General features: G+C 66.0%; 15 protein-coding genes. 7 read left to right on the top strand and 8 right to left on the bottom strand.

Annotation, left to right across the window (positions count from 1 at the left end; genetic code table 11):
• Positions 1 to 117 precede the first annotated feature (117 nt).
• On the bottom strand, positions 118 to 1818 hold the full coding sequence (locus ABZ717_RS08565; protein WP_358507350.1) for a SpoIIE family protein phosphatase: 1701 nt from the start codon (positions 1816 to 1818) through the stop codon (positions 118 to 120).
• Positions 1819 to 2025: 207 nt separating this feature from the next.
• A complete protein-coding gene (locus tag ABZ717_RS08560) occupies positions 2026 to 2628 on the bottom strand; it encodes a hypothetical protein (protein WP_358507348.1) in 603 nt (200 codons plus the stop codon).
• A 518-nt stretch (positions 2629 to 3146) separates the two neighbouring features.
• Between ABZ717_RS08560 and ABZ717_RS08555 the strand changes: the two genes are divergently transcribed.
• Entirely contained in the window at positions 3147 to 4703 is a 1557-nt protein-coding gene (locus ABZ717_RS08555; protein WP_358507346.1) for a hypothetical protein, read from the top strand.
• Between the two features lie 473 nt (positions 4704 to 5176).
• Here the strand turns inward: ABZ717_RS08555 and ABZ717_RS08550 are convergent, their stop codons facing one another.
• Positions 5177 to 5572, bottom strand: coding sequence for a hypothetical protein (locus ABZ717_RS08550; RefSeq protein WP_358507344.1), 396 nt, complete (start codon positions 5570 to 5572; stop codon positions 5177 to 5179).
• Between the two features lie 105 nt (positions 5573 to 5677).
• Positions 5678 to 6235: an ATP-binding protein gene (locus tag ABZ717_RS08545; protein ID WP_358507342.1), complete on the bottom strand. Its 558-nt coding sequence runs from the start codon at positions 6233 to 6235 to the stop codon at positions 5678 to 5680.
• A 221-nt stretch (positions 6236 to 6456) separates the two neighbouring features.
• Here ABZ717_RS08545 and ABZ717_RS08540 point away from each other — a divergent pair, with 221 nt between their 5' ends.
• On the top strand, positions 6457 to 7314 hold the full coding sequence (locus ABZ717_RS08540; RefSeq protein ID WP_358507340.1) for a helix-turn-helix transcriptional regulator: 858 nt from the start codon (positions 6457 to 6459) through the stop codon (positions 7312 to 7314).
• The gene (locus ABZ717_RS08535; protein ID WP_358507338.1) at positions 7311 to 7562 is read left to right on the top strand and encodes a DUF397 domain-containing protein; all 252 of its coding nucleotides are present in this window, start codon (positions 7311 to 7313) and stop codon (positions 7560 to 7562) included. Before ABZ717_RS08540 ends, ABZ717_RS08535 begins: the two co-directional genes overlap by 4 nt.
• A 594-nt stretch (positions 7563 to 8156) precedes the next feature.
• Here ABZ717_RS08535 and ABZ717_RS08530 read toward each other — a convergent pair.
• Positions 8157 to 8942 (bottom strand): N-6 DNA methylase, encoded by a 786-nt coding sequence (locus ABZ717_RS08530; protein WP_358507336.1) that lies wholly within the window; start codon positions 8940 to 8942, stop codon positions 8157 to 8159.
• Here ABZ717_RS08530 and ABZ717_RS08525 point away from each other — a divergent pair.
• Positions 8941 to 9384 carry a hypothetical protein gene (locus tag ABZ717_RS08525; protein ID WP_358507334.1) on the top strand — a complete coding sequence of 148 codons (444 nt, stop codon included), beginning with the start codon at positions 8941 to 8943 and terminating at the stop codon, positions 9382 to 9384. The genes ABZ717_RS08530 and ABZ717_RS08525 overlap by 2 nt on opposite strands.
• A 58-nt stretch (positions 9385 to 9442) precedes the next feature.
• Complete coding sequence (locus tag ABZ717_RS08520; RefSeq protein WP_358507332.1) at positions 9443 to 11539, top strand: DUF262 and DUF1524 domain-containing protein; 2097 nt, start codon at positions 9443 to 9445, stop codon at positions 11537 to 11539.
• A gap of 200 nt (positions 11540 to 11739) precedes the next feature.
• Here ABZ717_RS08520 and ABZ717_RS08515 read toward each other — a convergent pair whose 3' ends face one another.
• Both ABZ717_RS08515 and ABZ717_RS08510 read right to left on the bottom strand, forming a co-directional pair.
• Entirely contained in the window at positions 11740 to 12531 is a 792-nt protein-coding gene (locus ABZ717_RS08515) for an SGNH/GDSL hydrolase family protein (RefSeq protein ID WP_358507330.1), read from the bottom strand.
• A 247-nt stretch (positions 12532 to 12778) separates the two neighbouring features.
• The gene (locus tag ABZ717_RS08510) at positions 12779 to 13516 is read right to left on the bottom strand and encodes a DUF2071 domain-containing protein (RefSeq protein WP_358507328.1); all 738 of its coding nucleotides are present in this window, start codon (positions 13514 to 13516) and stop codon (positions 12779 to 12781) included.
• A gap of 153 nt (positions 13517 to 13669) precedes the next feature.
• Between ABZ717_RS08510 and ABZ717_RS08505 the strand changes: the two genes are divergently transcribed.
• Positions 13670 to 14569, top strand: coding sequence for a dihydrodipicolinate synthase family protein (locus tag ABZ717_RS08505; protein WP_358507326.1), 900 nt, complete (start codon positions 13670 to 13672; stop codon positions 14567 to 14569).
• Between the two features lie 241 nt (positions 14570 to 14810).
• Positions 14811 to 15677: a tetratricopeptide repeat protein gene (locus tag ABZ717_RS08500; RefSeq protein WP_358507324.1), complete on the top strand. Its 867-nt coding sequence runs from the start codon at positions 14811 to 14813 to the stop codon at positions 15675 to 15677.
• A 117-nt stretch (positions 15678 to 15794) separates the two neighbouring features.
• Here ABZ717_RS08500 and ABZ717_RS08495 read toward each other — a convergent pair whose 3' ends face one another.
• Positions 15795 to 18344, bottom strand: a complete 2550-nt coding sequence (locus ABZ717_RS08495; protein WP_358507322.1) for an MMPL family transporter — start codon at positions 18342 to 18344, stop codon at positions 15795 to 15797.
• Positions 18345 to 18348: the final 4 nt, after the last annotated feature.

The raw sequence follows: 18348 nt of genomic DNA, 5'->3' as shown, positions 1-18348 counted from the left end.
CGCCCGGTAGAGGGAACCCGCCCCGGCCGGAGCGACCCGCCTGGCCTCGGCACCCCACCTGACGACTATCCCCCGCGCCTGAGTCGACCCGTGAGACAAGGCAGGCCACAGAGGCTTCTACCCCACCAGCCGTACCGCCAGCAACGCGATGTCGTCCTCACCGGTCCCGGTGACGTTCTCCTCCACGATCCGTCGCAACAGTTCGGGCAGCGGGCTGTCGACACCGGCCGCGAGTATGCGTTTGGTGCGGGCGATGAACACGTCCATCTCCAGGCCACGATGCTCGACCAGCCCGTCGGTGAACATCAACAACGTGCTGCCCGGCTCCAGGAGTCTTTGGTGGTCGATGCGCGACAGGTCCGGAAGGTCGGGATGGAAGAGCAGACCATGCTCGGTCAGCTCCTCGACGACCCCATCCGAAGAAGCGACCAGGGGCCACATGTGGCCCGCGTTGGTCCACGTCAACAGCCACCTTTCGGAACATGGCCTCAGGTGGGCGTGCACCATCGTGCCACTGGCCCCCAGGCCCAGTATTCGGTTGGCGTGTTCGAAGGCCGAGAGGATCCGCGCGGGCCCATAGTCGGGGTGGTCCAGGTCGGCCTGCCGCAACATGGTGCGCACCTGCCCCATGAAGATGGCCGCTCGGAGGTTGTGACCGGTGATGTCGCCGATCGTGATCGCCAGGGTTCCGCTCTCGTCGTCGACCAAGGGAAAGACGTCGTACCAGTCACCACCCACCGTGGCTCCCCCCTCGGCGGGGCGGTAAAGGGCCTCGATCTCCAAACCTTCGATACGAGGAACCTCGGTCAGCATGGCCTTCTGCATCATGTGCGCGGCCTGGACACGGCGGGCCACGTATGACACCCGCTCCACGGCACGAGCGGCGTATTCGGCCAGGGAACCGAGCAACGCGCGTTCCACGACCTCCATTCGATGAGGCACGTCCCATCCCAACACGAGCACACCCACGGGATCACGGCCCACGGGCACGGGGAGGAACACCGCACCGGCCAGCCCCATTCGGGTGAACCCGGCTCGTACCTCGGGGGACAGCTTCGCGATGGCGTCCGCATCGGGCACCTCCACGATGGTTCCGGTACGCGCCGCCTGGGCCTCGGGCCAGTCGCTGTCCAACGCGCATTCCGCATGGACCGCTTCCGCACCCGGGGGGTCCTCGGAGTCGACGACGCGGCATAGCCGGTCACCCTCGACCAGCATCAACTCCACCCGGACGGTGCTCAGATCGAGGGTGATCAGCGCCTTGACGCTGCGCCGCACCAGGGTCACATCCGTGGCCCCGGCGAGTTCCTCGGCGGTACGCATCAGCATTCGGGAGCGTTCGTAGGCGCGCTGGTCCTGTTGCCGGGACTTTCCGTTCTCCTCCACGAACAGGCGCAGGAGCAACTCCGCCTCGCACACATGCGCCAGGTCGCGCAGTGCGTTGATCTCCCTGTCACTCCAGGTGCGTTCGGCGGTATCGATCGCGAGGACGCAACCCAGGAAGGTCCCCTCCATGTCGACGAGCGGCGCCCCGATCCAGGTGATCCCTCCGAGGGCTTGGGCCACGCTCGCCACGGAGGCGAAGAGGTCTTGGTCGTCTTCGCTCGCGGATGGGGCACCTGCTCCCTCCGTGCGAGGCAGCGGCACCTGTCTGGAGGAGGACCATGGTTCTCCCAACCCCACCAGGCCGGGAAGGACGTGACGGCCCTCCTCCGCCAGTGTGACCACCACCGGGGCTTCGAGCAGGTGCGTGGCCAGGCTCGCGAAACGATCCATGCTCTCGTCCGGCTCGGCTCCCAGACCGAGGCGCTCCGTCACGGACGGGACCTCGGCATCCGACGGTCGAGCGGAACCGCCGTAGAACTCGTCGTCGTTGTCCATCGACTACGCCGCCCCAGCCTTCCCACTACGACCAGCACCGATACATAGGCGCCAAGCCTATTGACGCCGCTCCCGAGACCGGTGGAGGCAAGGGGCGTGGCGGACGGTGGGCCGCCCTTCTCCCGGGGGCGGTCGGAGCCCGGGTCAGTAGAAGAAGGCCGCCACGCCCCGCCCTGCGGCGGCAGCGGTCTCGCACCAACCCATGGAGGACTCGGCGGCCTTCAGCACGTAGGGGTCGATGGCGGCCTTCCGGTCCTCGGTGACCTGCTTCCACTGTTCGAGGGCCTTCTCGCACTCCGCCAGGCTCCACTCGCCGTAGAAGGGAAACCCCTCGGACGAGTACGGAATGGGCGAGGGGGCGCTCCCCGCGCCAAGGCCTTCGACGCTGACGGCGGTCACGCCCAGGTCCGCCAAACCCTCGTCGACCCTCGCGGTCCATCCGGCCCTCATCGGAGAGAAGTCCGAGTTGTCCAGGAAACGACCGTGGAACTCACAGATCCATTTGAAGGCGTAGTTGTACATGACGCTGTACCGCTCATCGAAGGGTCCACCGTCGATGACCGCGCGGATCGCCTCGTAGATGGGAAGGCCACCATCGTCGATGAGATGATCGAACTGGGAGTCGAAGTGGGCCAGGTGCTGCCTGAACCGCCCGCCGATCATCCGGCGCAGCTTTTCGTCCTTGGATCCAACGGATCCGTTCAGAACGTCGAGGTCGACCACGTAGGGCATCAGCGCGAAACTCATACCCCGGAAGCTACCGACAGCCACCGACATTCCCGGTTGTCCCCTGGGCCCCTACCGTCACCAACGATCGACGCGCACCGAAAGAGGGCATCCGTGTCGTATGCGGCGATGGGAAACTCTCACAGATCACCGAAGCGCTCCTCCGGCCGCACGCCCGGTGTTTCAGGACACGACCATCACACGATACAACTGTGGGGCCCAACGAATACCGACGATCCCGAAACGGCTACGGGGCCGACCGGCTCGCCGAAGCCCGTATTCAGTTGAATAATCCTCTCACTAGAAACCCCCACATGAGCGATCACAGACCCTATGTCGGACGGGTCTACGCGGCCCTGAGCACGTCGCTGAGCCTGCGCCCTTTGGAAACCTCAGGTACGAGCACAGAGCGGTCAGCGCGAGCGCTCCTACGCTCCCCCTATCCCAGAGGCATCAGTGGCGGATCGATCGAGTGGCACGAAGCCGCGGGGTGGTCTCTCTCGCTCTCTCCCACTGAAGAGCCAGAGGTACGGTATTGGATGAATCGAGGATCCGTCGTCGGTGTCTCCGCCGTCGCCGACTGGGTGTACTCGGTCATCGATGAGGTTCGGGGCGCGAGCGACGACACCCTCTTCACCTTGGTCGACCTGCACACGGAAAGCGTGCTACGCACCGAGACCACGGAGAAGATCGGCCAGGAGCTCGCGGCCTTCGATATCCACTCGAAGCGTTTCGGTGACCTCCAGGCAAAGGGGCAGTTCCCGAAGCAGAAGCAGCACGACACGGAGACGAGCCTCGCTGCTTTGGCGCTCACCGACGTGATGCACGAATTTCTCCTCCCTGGCCGGACCGACAGTGGTCAGTACGCCGTTCGCAGCGGCTCAGAATCGTGGAAACGCGGAACCTACCTGGGGCTTTTCCTCAACGAGCGGCCCGGGCCTGAACACCGTACGATCGCGGCTCTGGGTTTGGTGGCACCGATCGGAAAGTCCGGAACCTTCGAACGTAAGGTCGAGGTCTCCCACTTCACCGCCCTGTCACTACCGATTCCGGTGGAACATTTCTCGCACCTGGGCAAGCTCGTGCGGGACGCCTTCGACCGCAACCGAGGAATTCCCTCAGCCACCGGCAAGAAGATCCTGAACAAGTTGGCCGCGACCTCGGACGAGGCGGCGGAGCGGATCCGCTCCCTCGAAACACGGTTGGCCCTGGAAGAACCCGACATCAAGGACCGGCCTGTCCGCGCTCTGGAGAAGGACGCCGTCGGTGTGCTGTTCGAGGCCTTCGACATCGACCGGGAGCACCTGCTGAGTTGGCGTCCGACCGGTGACGGGGACCCGTTCCTCAGCGGCGTCAACGGTGCGCTGAAGGGAGGGCGCTACAACCCTCAGGAGAAGTGGCTGGTGGACTTCGACGCCACCCACCTGCCTGGCTGGTCCTTTCACCGGTCCGACTACGTGGCCTGGGGCGTGTTCACCAACAAGTACAAGTCCAGGTCGCTTCTGGTGGCCAACATCGATCGCACCCCGGTCGAACATGCCACGGGGGTGGACCTGGTCTACTACAACCCGCACGGTGGCAACTTCGTCATGCTCCAATACAAGGTGCTGGAGGAGACCGTGCGAGGCGGCCTGCACAGCAGCGTCGACCCACGCTTCCTCGAACAGATCGATCGCATGCGGGAAACCGATGAACGGTTCCGGGACCCCAACCCGCGCCATCACGACATCCGTCTGGTGGACACCCCCTGTTTCATCAAGCTCTGTGCTCCTCAGACGCGCATGTCCGCCGGTGTCGAGATCGCCTCCGGGATGTACTTCAGCCGGGAGCACTTCGAGATCCTGCACGAGAACGCCGAAGAAGAGGGTTACGCGAAGGGCAAGCGCATCCGGCGGAGGGAGATCCCTCGTTACCTCAACGGCTCCGACTTCATCTCACTGTTCTCCAATGGTTGGCTGGGTAGTCGGGGAACGGGGACCGAGCAGCTCTACCAGGAGCTGGAGGTGTCCCTTTCCTCGGGGAGGTCGGTGGTGCTCGGAGTACACACCGACGGGCTTCCGCTGATGAACCACAGCTCTGGCCGTTGGCCGGAGTAGCCAGCATACCGGTGAGCGGTTCGTCGGTCGCACGGCGAGGGGTAGCCGTTCGGTTGGCGTCCACTCGCGAGGACAAGGCCGAGATGGCCGACGAGCACCCTCACGGCGTTGTTCATCGGATACGCGGCCACCACTTCGATCACTTCGGTAAGGCCGCGGGAGACCGCGTATCGACATCGACCGGTCGGCGGCCATCGTTCTCGCATCGGATCCGGGCCCTGACGTTTCCTTGGTGGCCCTACTCGACGACCATCGTCAGCGAGCCCGGTCCGACCGAGTCCCGGCACGAGACGTGTTTGAGCTTCTTCGACGTGAACGACGGACCGGGTGAACGTTTCCGGTCGGCCCATGAGGCGATCCGGAACCTCGGGTTCCCGGCTCGATCTCGCGCCGGTTTCGTGCTGACCGGGTCTGGGGTCCCGCCCCGGCACCTGCCTCTGAGGAGGTGGCGCCGGGGCGTGGGGGTTTCGGGATCAGTGTTGGAACTGAAGGTCCCGGGGCAGTAGCCGGCTCTGGGATTGGGCCCACAGGTGGGCGAGCAGATCGTCGTAGGTCGTGGCCTCGTACATGCCGGTCGCGGAGGCCACCCAGAACGATTGAGTCGCCTCGCCGAACCATGTGATCAGGCCCCGGTGACGAGCTTGGAGAGCGGCGGCCTGGTGGTGCTCCAAGGCGAACTCGGCGCGGTGCCCACCCAGGCGGGGCAAGGTGCCGGCGCGCTGGGTGCGGCAGGTGCGGTGAACGCAGGACGCGTAGGCCGGGCCGGTGGCGGGGACCGGGCGTCGAGGGGCGGGGGTGAAGGTCGTGCCGGCGGAGTGGGTGGGGCGAGTGTCCACGGGGCGTCGCGGCGCGGGGATAGGGTGGTTCATCAGATCCTCTTTCCTTGCATATGACCGTGTTGGGTTTCGGGGGTTCAGGGCCCGGAAGAGCGTTGGCGCGCTCTCCTGGGCCCGTCTCATGTCCGAGACATGTCGTTAGTTGTGGCTGTGCCAGCCGCTGTCGGTGAGGTCGTAGGCCAGGTAGAGCCAGACGGTGCGGTACTCGGCATTGCCGTTGTCACCCCAGCTGGTGGCGAAGGCGTCGACCATGGCCAGCCCGCGTCCGGATTCGGCTCCCAGTTTCAGCCCGTCCGGGGCCGGGATGAGTTGCGCGTTGCGAGTGCGCAGGCCCCCTCGGTCATGGCAGGTCAGGCGGAGTCCTTCCTTGTTGCGGTGCACCCGCAGGGTGTAGGTGCCACCAGGTAGGCCGGAGAGGCTGTGTCGGAGCGCGTTGTTGGCGAGTTCACTGCCCAGCAGGGTGAACAGGTAGCGGTAGTCGCCCGTTTCGGTGGCCGCGCAGGTGTCCAGGAACGCTCGGACCAGCGGCATCAGCGCGGGGACTCCGGCAAAGTCGTAGCTACGGGCCCGGTAGTTGGGACGCTCCGGGAGCCCGGAGAAGTAGTGGCGCTGGAAGGGCCGGATGAAGCTAGCCAACGGCACCGTGGCCTCACCCTGGATCGGGACAGTGGTGGGCGCGAGGGCGGTTTCGGGCATGACGAACACACTCCTTGGCATGGCTGAACACATGAGTCGGGGGTCATGCGAAGTACCCGTTGGAGGAGTCTCACGGAGGCCGTGATGCGCGGAACGGGCAAGGCATAGCCTGGGCAGATGAACCCTGAGTGATCCACCGGTCACTGACTATACTTACATGATGCTGCTCGATTATCGAACTGTCAACGATAATCCAAAAGAACTTGGTCTAGAATCTCACCATGCACAGCCCCTTCAGCCCCACAGTGCGTCGACGACGACTGGCGCGCGAGCTTCGGCGACTACGTGAGTCACAGGGATTGAAGTTGTCTGTGGCTGCGAAAACCGCAGACGTACCTCAGTCCACACTCAGCAACATCGAGGGTGCGGACGCACGCCGCATCAAGGCGCGGGACATCGATGCCCTCGCTGGCCTGTACGGAGCCTCAGACGATGTCCGTACAGCGCTTCATGAGCTTGCGAAAGAGTCCAAGGAACAAGGCTGGTGGTCCAGTTACAAGGACGTCTTCGGCAATAACGCCATACCGGACTTCGAGGTCGAAGCCTCCATGATCCGGACCTATCAGTGCCAAGTCGTCCCTGGTCTTCTACAAACCCCCAGGTACAGCGAATCCGTCTTTCGAGGCGGACGTGCGTACTCGGATGACGAGGTCAGGCGCAACGTTGATGCCCGGCTACAGCGCCAGCAAGTCCTGGGCCGGTACCAGCCACCGCACTTTTGGGCTGTGATCGACGAAGCGGCCTTGAGAAGGCGACTCGACGATCCAGAGATCATGCGCGAACAACTACAGCACCTGCTGGACATGGCAACCAGAAAGAACGTGGACATCCAGGTGTTGCCCTTTGATGCAGGTATGCACGCTGGGTTGTCTGGTTCGTTCGTCTTGTTGGACTTCCCTAACCCTGCTGATCCCTGCATCGCCTACACCGAATCTGCAACAGCCAGCCTTTTTGCTCAAGATTCTGATGACGTGCAACGCTATGTCACGATTTTCTCGCACCTGAATTCAGCAGCGCTGCAAGCTTCGCGCACCACCCAGTTCATCCAGCAGATCATGGAGCAGGAGAAACTGACATGACCACCAGAGCCGGGCTGAGGTTCTTCAAATCCAGTTACAGCAGTGACCGGGTCGAATGCGTCGAGGTCGCTCACATTCCCACGAACTTCCAGAAGAGCAGCTACAGCGGACACGCTCAGAACTGTGTTGAGGTCGCCGAACTCCCCTGCGGCGCGGCCATCCGCGACTCCAGGCACCCCACCGCCGGATACCTCCCCTTCCCCGCCCCCGAGTGGACCGGCTTCCTCTCCTCAGCTCTCTCCCGCTAGGACCACCAACACCGACTTCCCTAAAGCGAGTACGGCCCGGGCTAGAGACCAGGCTCGGGCCTTCCCCTTTCCCGCCGCGTGATCGTTGCTGTCTCCGCTGCGCGCGTTAAGGCGGTGTCGTGTCCCCTTACGCCGTGGCAAGTGACTTCGACCCGCTTCGCTCCAACGGCGGTTGGGGGCTGTCGGGTGAGGGGAGGGTGGTTGGGGTCCAACCCCTCCGGCTGTGGCCGGCCGAATCCCTGAGCCTTCGTCTGGTGGGAATCGGTGCGTGCGTCCCCGCATGCGTCGGCAGAGAAACGAAGGGCCAAAACGGGTTAGTGATGGCCTGCGCGCCTCCCCGCGGTCGACCCCTCTGACGCTTCGGGCAACCAGCCGGTATTGCTGGGATGCCACCCCCTCTCAGAGCCATTTTCGGCGTAGAAGGTGGCTCTGAGAGGGGGTGGCGATCGGTTTCGGGCCCTGAGGCAGGCAACAGAGCCCCGAAGAAAAACCTACGGTGGCAGCGCTCAAGCAGACCTCCGCCGGCGACGGCCGTGGGCCTTCGTCCAGATTTCCGCCCCAGTCAGGGCATCTACTCCGGCGGCCCGGCTGTCCCTACTCCGGAAGCGCTTCGGGCTTTTCCGCCGCTCCCAATGATTCGGCGATGGCGGCGAACTCGGCGAGCGCGGCTTGCAGGTCCTCCACGATCTCGGCGGCGATGACCTCGGGCGGCGCTAGCGAGTCGACGTCGTCGAGTCCGGGGTCCCGCATCCAGGTGATGTCCAGGTTCACCTTGTCGCGCGCCAAGAGCTCTTCGAGGGTGAACGCCTTGAACCGCTCGGTCTCGACTCGCTTCTCACGATCCTCGCCCGGCTTGTAGCACTCGACGAAGTCATCCAGATGCGCCCTGGTCAAGGGGCTCTGTTTGAGGGTGAACCGCTGCCCGGTACGGAAGTCGTAGACCCACATCTTCTTGGTCCAAGACTCGCCGGAGGTCCGCGCCGGTTTCCGCTCGAAGAACAGAACGTTCGCATTCACCCCACCCGCGTAGAAGATGCCCGTGGGCAGGCGCAACATCGTGTGCAGGTCGAACCGTTGGAGCAACCTGCGCCGGTTGCTCTCCCCCGCACCACCCTCGAAGAGCACGTTGTCCGGCAGCACCACGGCGACTCGGCCATGGATCTCTAGAAGCGAAGCGATGTGCTGGAGGAAGATGAGCTGTTTGTTGGTGGTGGTGACCCGGATACCGCCCTGCTGAATGTGCTCGCGCTGCTCGGGGGTGAGGGGTCCGAGTTCGGCTTGCTTGAGGATGTGGGCGTGCGCGGCGAGGAGGAAACCGCCGGTGCCGACGGAAGGGTCGGTGATGGTGTCGCCTGCGGTGGGTTGAACACAGTCCACCATGGCGTCGATGAGCGCGGGGGGTGAAGTACTGTCCGGCGCCGGTTTTGGTGTCCTCCGCACCGGCTTCCAGGAGGGCCTCATAGGCGTCGCCGTTGACATCGACTCCTTGGAGGGACCAGTTCTCCTTGTCGATGTAGTCCTGGACCAGACGCTTGAGCTTGGCCGGGTCCTGGAGTTTGTTCTGTTCCTTGCGGAAGATCAGACCCAGTGTCCCCGGCTGGTTGCCAAGTTCTTCGAGCAGGTGCCAGTAGGCATTCTCATGGCCGCGTCTCAAAGTCCCCTAAAGAAGCTTGGGACGACCCGGTATTCAGCGCTTGGGAGGCCAATGATGACAAAGTGCGCAAAACCGTTCATTGCGCCCGCAATGTCTCCTGACCAGCACTGGACCGCCCGCTCTTGCCCGTTCTCCCGTGACCCGTGTCCTCGTCCTGTGGCAGGGTGACGTCAGGCGTCATCCCTCCCGGAATCCCTCCTGATCATCAGAAAGGCGTCTCGACACCGTGAAAGCCTCCGAGACACCGTTGCTCGACCTACTCGACCAGGGCCACCAGTTCGTGATCCCGATCTACCAGCGCGCTTACTCTTGGTCCGCGTCCGAGTGCGACCAACTGATGGCCGACATCGAGCGCGCGGGCAGCAATGACACGCTGAAGTCCCACTTCACCGGGTCGATCGTGCACGTGGAGAAGGGCTTGTCCAACCTGACCACTCAGGAGCCCAACCTGGTCATCGACGGGCAACAGCGGATGACCACGGTGACGCTGTTGATCGCCGCCTTGGCCCGCGTCCTGGACGGGTATCCGGAGGGAGAGCGTGAGCCGTGGAAGGGGTTCTCGCCCAAGAAGCTGCGCAAGCGCTACCTCGTGAACGACGACGAGGACGGTGAGGAGTACTTCAAGCTCCTGCTCTCGGAAAAGGACAAGGACACCTTGAAGGCGATCGTCGGCGATGCCCCTTTGCCCTCGGACGCCTCCGAACGTGTGCACGAGAACTTCGAGAGCTTCCTGAAACACCTGAGCAAACCGGACACGGACCTCGCGGCGGTCTGCCGGGGTTTGGCGAAGCTGGTCGTCGTCGACATCCGCTTGGACCGCACGCACGACAATCCGCAGTTGATCTTCGAGTCCATGAACTCGACCGGGTTGAGGCTGACCCAGGCCGACCTGATCCGCAACTTCGTGTTGATGGGGCTGAAGCCCAAGGTGCAGGAACTCCTGTACACCACCTACTGGCGGCCCATGGAGAAGGACTTCGGCCAGGCCGCCTACGAGAAGCAGTTCGACGACTTCGTCCGGCACTACCTCACGGTGGTGACCGGGGAGATCCCGCGCATCGGAGACGTCTATGGGGCCTTCAAGACGTACTCGCGACGCCACGGTGCCGATGGGGGGACGATCGATTCACTGGTCAAGGAGCTCCGCTCCTACGCCTCGCGGTACTGCGCCGTCGCCCTGGGACACGAGCAGGACAAGGAGCTCGCCGCGGCCTTCCGGGATCTGCGGGAGATCAAGGCGGACGTGGTCTATCCGTTGCTGCTGGAGCTCTACACCGACTACCAGCACGAGGTCCTGACCAGGGATGAACTGATCTCGATCGTCGGCATGGTCACGTCCTACATCTTTCGCCGCGCGGTCTGCCGTGTACCCACCAACTCACTGAACAGGACGTTCAGTACCTTCACGAAGGCGATCGACAAGGAACGGTACGTCCCGAGCGTCCAGGCCCACTTCCTGGGGTTGAAGAGCTACCGCGCGTTTCCCACCGACAAGGACTTCATCGACGAACTGACCAGCGGCAACATGTACAACTTCCAGCGCAGGTCCTATCTCCTGCGGCGGCTGGAGAACTTCGGCCGCAAGGAACGCGTGTCGATCGAGGACTACACGATCGAGCACATCATGCCGCAGAACGAGAACCTCTCCCGAGAGTGGCGCGACGACCTCGGTGGGGACTGGGCCCAAGTCCACACGCGCTACCTGCACACACTCGGCAATCTGACGCTGACCGGTTACAACTCCGAATACGGCGATCTCCCGTTCGCCGAGAAGCGCGACATGCTCGGTGGTTTCCGGGAGAGTCCGCTTCGGCTGAACCAGGGGCTGGGCACGCTGAACACCTGGGATGAGGAAGGGATCGTGGGGCGCGCCGAGAGGTTGGCCGCATGGGCGCTGAAGGTCTGGCCCCGCCCGGCCCTCCCCGAGGGTGTCGCGGCGACCGACGTGCCTAAGCCCGAGTCGAGTTACACCATCGAGGACCATCCGAACCTGTCACGCCCCACCCCACGGGCACTCTTCGAGAAGTTCAGGGGAGAGGTGCTCGCTCTGGACGATGCCGTCAGTGAAACGTTCCTGAAGAACTATGTCGCCTACAAGACCGAGACCAACTTCGTCGACGTGGTCCCGCAGACCGAACGACTGAAGCTCATTCTGAACATGCCGTTCGAGGCACTGCACGACGAACGTGGCATCGCCTTGGACGTGACCGGCAGGGGCAAGTGGGGCAACGGAAACGTTCAGATCGACCTGAACGAACAGTCGGACCTCAACCACATCATGGGCCTCGTACGACAGGCGTACGAGTACCAGGTCGGTGTCTGAGCCGTCTGGTGCGATCAGACCGATACGCCGATCGAAGCTACTCAAAACCGATCACCTCCGCGTGGAGAGGCGATCGGCCCGAGACGGAAGGGGGCGCCGGCCCCACCGTCCCCTTCCAACAGGAAACGTCCTGAAGGAAGGCTCGGGCGGGACCGACCCTGGGCATCGCGCTGGTCGAGACGCCCTCGGCTGCTTACGGGTCAGCCGACGGCGCCCGTCATGGCGGGCAGGTAACCCTCGGAGTGACCGGCCTTGTTGGGGTGGTAGGACTCGTTGATGGGAACGGTGGTGCCGTTGATCCACGGCTCGTCGGCGCAGACCCGGTTGCCCTCGAAGCCGCCACGCACGTCGACGTAGGTCAACCCCGCCGCCGCCACACGGTCTTCGATGCCGCCCGCGAGGACATCGGCCATCTGGTTCAGCCTCTCGCGCTTGGTCTCGCCGATGCTACCGACGCCGCATGGTCCGAGCTCGAACAGGCTCGGGTAACCCAGGACCACGACCTGTGCCTGGGGCGCGGCCTCGGTGATCGCGGCGTAGGTCTGGTCCAAAAGGCCGGGCAGTACGTCGCGGACGTCGTTCTCGGCCTCCTCGCCTCGCTCGTCACAGGCGGCGTCGCTGCCGGTGCGGCAGGTGGTGATGACGTCGGCGAATCCGACGTCGTTTCCGCCGATGGTGATGGAGACCAGGTTCGTTTCCGGGGTCAGGGCGGATATCTGGTCGTTGAGCACGTCGGTGGTGGTGGCTCCGGCACAGGCGACGAAATCGAAGGAACCGGGCGCGTGGGAGGCGGCCCAGAGCTCGGGAAAGGCCGAAGGCCCTCGCTTGCAGTCACCGGAGTCGTCGTAGTCGCGGGTTCCCAGACCGGAGGAGTAGGAATCACCGAGCGCGACATAGTTGATTTCGGCGGTTTCCGCCGACACGGGTGCGGCGAAGATCAGGGGGATGAAGGCAAGGCCGGATACGGCCGCCAAGGCACGACTGACGGACAAGGGGGTCTCCGCTCGATGAGGGGGATCGGGGGCTGATAGTGCGGGTGTCGTGCGATATCAGCGCTGGCGAAGAACGGGGAGTTGGCCAGTGCGATATCGATTGAATGGTCGGGGATAATGAAATGAACATCGGAAGTTTGGGGGCAAACTACCGACCGGGCTCATGATTCCTCATGGGATTGCGCAATGACAAGACCTACTGGCATTGACTTACACGGCGCGGATCAGGACGACCGGAAGAACCCTGTCAGAGGAGGGTGGGGGTGATGGGGCAGGAGACCCCGGAGGCCCAGAGGACGGAGACCGGGGGTTCGGGTGGTGGGGTGACTCCGGCGGCGGACAGGAGGTTTCCGTCCAGGTGGAGCAACTCCGCCTGATGCAGGGGCCAGGGGCGGTGGCTCACGCGCACCCACCAGGTGCGGCCCACATGGCGGGTGTGCAGGCCCCAACGGGCGGTGAGGAAGTGCTCCAGTCGGCTCGGATCGGGTAGGGGATCGCCGACTCGTAGGCTCCAGGAACCGGAGGCCATGCCGGGGAAGCGACGGCGGACCGCACCGGCGCGCCGGCCGTCGGGTCCGCTGCGCAGGGATACGTCCGACCAGGTGTAGGGCAGGCCGGACAGGCTACGGGCGGCCGCGACCACGGGGGCGGAGTCGGCGTCCATGGTCAGGAAGACCACCCCGCGTCGCCCATGTTCGTCCACGGAGTACAGGCGCACGTTGACCTCGGCGAAGGCGCCGGCGGGCACGCTGCCCAGGGCCAGGGTGCTGGGTACGCGGAAGGCGACCAGGCCCACGTAGGTGGACCCATCGAGGGTGTCCGGGCCGGTCCCGGCCGGGAGCAGGTGCGCCACGGCATCGGGTTCCACCCGCCAGTGCACGAAGGCGACGTCCACCCAGGCCTGCCGCAGCGGTGCCGGGCCCGGCATGGGTGGAGGCAGGTGGGAACGGGCGTCCCACCGGCGGGTTCGAGTGGCCGTCTCCATACGACACATCCTGCCTTGTGGGGAGGGCGCCGGGGCTCCCGAAGGGTTCGTGTCCGTATGCTGGCCGGCGGTCCGGGTGACCACTGAGCGGCTCAGGGTGGACCGGGTGGAGGCCTCCGCCTCCGAGTTGAAGGATCTCGTCGAAGGAGCCCGATGGAGTTCACCGGCCTCAGTGCCTTTCCGCTCACCCCGTTCACCTCTGAAGGCGAGGTCGACGAGGCCGCGTTCGTGGGTCTGGTCGACCGCCTGGTCGCGGCCGGGGTCGACTCCATCGCCCCGCTCGGGTCGACCGGTTCGTACGCCTACCTGAGCCGGGAGGAACGCGCCCGGGTGGCTCGGGTGGCGGTCGAGGCGGCGGGGGACGTTCCGGTGATGGTGAGCGTCGGGGCGGCGCGGACCCGGGACGTGCTCGCCCACGCCGAGGACGCGCAGGCGGCGGGGGTTTCGGCGGTGCTGCTCGCACCGGTCTCCTACCAGCCGCTCACCCCGGAGGACGTGTTCGGGTTGTACGAGGAGGTGACCCGGGAACTGTCGGTGCCATTGGTGGTCTACGACAACCCCGGCACCACGCGTTTCACCTTCACCGATGACCTGTACCGGGCCGTGGCGGAGCTTGCGGGGGTGGCCTCGATCAAGATCCCCGGGGTACCGGTCGATCCGGGGGCGGCGAGCGAGCGGGTGGGAGGCTTGCGAGAGCTACTGCCCGAGCACGTGACCATCGGGGTCTCCGGCGATCCGTTCGCCGCGACCGGACTGAACGCCGGGTGCGAGACCTGGTATTCGGTGATCGGTGGAACCCTTCCCGAGGCGAGCCTGGCGATCAGCCGCGCCGCGAGCGCGGGTGACGCGGCGGGCGCGGTGGCGGCCTCGGAGCGGTTGCGGCCGCTGTGGGACCTGTTCGCCGAGCACGGAAGCCTGCGCGTGGTCACCGTGGTCGCCGAACACCTGGGCCTGGTGCGTGGGCCGAGCCTGCCCTCCCCCATCCGTGGGTTGTCGGGACGGGCGCGGGCGAGGGTGGTCGCCGTGGTGGAGGAATCGGGGTTGGAGGGGTAGGGGCGCCTCACATCTCCGTGCGCGGTCACGACCCCGGCGGTACGGTCTCGTCTTCGTGACGAAACTCTGACCGGAAACCGTTCTCCGGCCCGGTTCCGGTGGGCCCGGTCGACGCGTTTCACCGCCCGCGGGAGGCGGTTCGCACTGGCATAGGGTGTGGCGGCGGGTTCGCGCCGCACGCCGGTCCCCGGTCGTTCCCGCGGTCGGACAGGACGCGAAGGACACGGAACGAGGTGGCAGGGTGGCTCGCTGGTTCGGCGGACGCTGGAGGAAGAAGGCCGATCCCGGGGAGGTCGCGGAGGCCTCGGGTGCGGCCGATTCCGCCGGGCGGTCCGCTCAGGGCCCGGAGGATTCGGGGGACCTCGAACCCGCGTCCGTACCGCCCGGCCTCTACGACGGGGCCGACGAGTTGATGGATCGGGCACACGCCCACCTGGACCAGGACGAGTTCGCGCGGGCCGAGATCCTCTTCGACGCGGCCGCGGACGAGTACCGTCGGGCCACCGAATCCCTGGGCACGCGTCGGGCCTCGGGCGAGGTCGTCTTGAAGATCGCCATGGCGTCGCGGACGCGCGGCAAGGCGCTCATCGAGCTGGGCCGTTTCGAGGACGCGGTCAACGCGGGGGCGGAGGCGCTCGCGCTGCTGCAGCAGTTCATCCCCGACCAGGACTTCGAAGCGCTGATCCGGGACGCCCCCGAGCTCGCCGACAACTACGCCTCGACCCTGGACGACGTGGTCGTCGCCCGGGTCAACGCCACGGTGCGTGCGGCGCAGGAGGAGCGGGCCGACCCCGAACTGCTGGAGGAGACCCTCCTGCACGCGAACGCGGCCCTGACCGTGCGCAACCTTCTACTCGACCGCGACGCGCCCCGGACCTGGCCCGGGTTGGCCGGGGCCCTGGTGTCCTTGGGGCACCTGGAGATGCTGCTGGGCGACGGGGGCAAGGGGGTGCCGAGGGTGACCAGGGCGAACGCGATCCTGCTGAACGTGGATTCCACCGACCCGCTCAAGCGCAGGGCGGCCGAGGCCCTGCGCGCCGCCGAGGGCCTCTACCCGGGGATCCTGAAGGAGAACCCGGTGCCCACGGACCCGCGCGAAGCCCTGTGAGCACCCACCGATCCTGAGCCGCCGGTCGTCGACAGGCGTGCGGGTCGTCCACCGTCCACGGGCGGGTCGGTGTGGCCCGGCGGAGGGCTGGGCCGACGTGCCGGGACGTGCTCACCCTCACTCCGGCCGCTCGCGCTCCCTCGCCTTCGTCCCGCCGTCGTCGGGACGAAGGCGAGCGCCTTCGACGTCGACGTCGGGCAGCGTCCGGTCCAGCCACTTCGGTAGCCACCACGCCGCCTTCCCGAAGAGGGCCATGACCGCGGGGACCAGCGTCATCCGGACCAGGAAGGCGTCCACCAGCACACCGACCGCCAGTGCGAAGGCGACCGGCTGGATGGTGGTGTTGTCGCTGAACACGAACGAGGCGAACACCGCGATCATGATGACCGCCGCGCACACCACGACGCGAGCACTGGCCCGGAACCCGGTCACGACGGCGTGGCGCGCCTCGCCCCCGTGCACGAAGTCCTCGCGCATCCGGCTGACCAGGAAGACCTCATAGTCCATGGCCAGCCCGAACAAGGTACCGATCAAGACGATGGGCAGGAACGACAGCAGCGTTTCGGTGGGGGTGACGCCCAGCAGGTCGGCGCCGTGGCCCCATTGGAAGACCGCGACGGTGGCGCCCAGTGCCGCACCCATGCTCAGCACGAAGCCCAGCGCGGCCTTGACCGGAACCAGGATGGAGCGGAAGACCAGCATCAGCAGGATCAGGGCCAGGCCCACCACGACGATGAGGAAGAGGGGCATGGCCTCGGAGAGGCGTTCGGAGGTGTCGATGCTGGTCGCGGTCGCCCCTGTCACGGAGATCTCGGCGCCGGTGTCGTCCTCCCAGCCCGACCGGGCGTCGCGGATCTCGTGCAGCAGGTCCTCGGTGGCCACCGCCGAGGGGCCCTCGTGCGGCACGGCCACGACCATGGCGGTGTCCTCGTCGTCGCTGTAGAGCGGAGGCCGTACCTCGTCGACGCCGTCGAGGTCCTCCAGGTTTTCCCGGACCCGGTCGGCGTCGTCGGTGTCCGGCGATTCCACCACCACCAGGAACTGGGCGTTGTGTCCTTCCCCGAACTCGTCGGTGATGATGTCGTAGGCCCGGTGCTGGGTGCTGTCGGGGGCGCTGGACTCGTCGGTGGGCAGGCCCAGTCGCATGCCCGGGAGCGGGAGCATGGTCAGGCCCAGCACGACGAGCACGGCGACGGTGATGGGCAGTGGGTGTCGGGTGATCACGCCGGCCCAGCGGGAGCCCAGGGTCGATTCGGCGGTCAGGGCTCGTTGGGCACGCCTGCCCAGGACGGGCACTCGGCCCGTGTTCAGGTGGGATCCCAGTAGGCCCAGGATGGCGGGGAGCAGGGTGAGCGCCACCAGGACGGCGAAGGCCACGGTCATCGCCGCGGCCACACCCATGACGGTCAGGAAGGGGATCCGCACGATGCCCAGGCCCAGGAGCGCGATCACGACCGTGATACCGGCGAAGGTGACGGCGCTGCCAGCGGTACCGATGGCGCGGCCCGTGGATTCCTGAGGATCCATGCCGTCGGAGAGCTGTTGGCGGTGTCGGGCCAGCACGAACAGGCTGTAGTCGATGCCCACGGCCAACCCCAGCATCAGCGCCAGTAGAGGGGCGGTGCTGGTGAGTTCCAGGACTCGGGAGAGCGCGTAGAGCAGGCCCATGCCGGCGCCGGCACCCGCCAGGGCCATGAGGAGGGGGATACCCGCCGCGACGATCGCCCCGAAATTGACCACCAGGACGATCAGGGCGACCACCAGACCGACGCCCTCGCCTCCCTTGACACCGGCGACCTGTGCCGCGGTGATGGACTGTCCGCTGTACTCCACGGTGAGACCGGAGGCCTCGGCCTGGGCCCCGCTGTCGAGCAACTCGTCCACGACCCGGGGCGGCACGCTGCCGTCGGGGTCGGTGAACTGGACGGTGAGCAGGGCCGTGCTCTCGTCCTCGGAGACGACCGGGATCTGTTCCCAGACCTGTTCGTCGAGCTCTTCATCGGCCTCGGCGGGCAGGTCGTCTTCGGTGATGGCGCGGTCGACCTCGGCTTCCACCCGGGGACGGACCTGGTCCTCGTCGAACGCGGGCGCTTGGTCCCGGACCTGTTCGCGCGCCTGTTCCTCGGCCTGTTCCAGTGCGTCGTCACGGCCGGGGGCGCCTTCGGGGAACTGCGCCTCCGCGGCGGAGCGCGCCTGTTCGACCGCCTCGTCCTCGGCGTCGGACAGCTCGGAGTCGTACTCCTGACGGGCCTGACGCATCCCTTGCTCCACCATCGTGGCGCGCAGTTCGTCGCTCTCCAAAGCGGTTTCGTGGCCCTGGTCGTGCAGGTCGAAGGGGTCGGTGACCGATTCGACTCCGTCGAGGTCCTCGATGTGCGCGGCGGTGTCGCGCACGGCCTCCTCGTAGGTGTGGGAGGTGACCTCCTCTCCCTCGGGTGCCTGGAGGACGACGGTGGCCTGCCCCCCGCTACGTTCGGGAAAGCGTTCCTGGAGGGCGTCCACGGTGTCCTGGGATTCGGTACCCGGGATGGAGAAGGAGTCGGAGACGGGGGCCCGGAAGACGAACGCGGCCGTGCCCAACGCCGCCACGAGCACCACCCAGGCCAGGACCACCGACCATCGGTGCCGGTAGCAGAACTTACCCAGGTGGTAGAGGAACGTGGCCATCGCG

The organism is Nocardiopsis sp. NPDC006832 (genome assembly GCF_040635885.1).
Lineage (GTDB): Bacteria > Actinomycetota > Actinomycetes > Streptosporangiales > Streptosporangiaceae > Nocardiopsis.
This window is presented reverse-complemented; position numbering and strand designations above follow the sequence as displayed.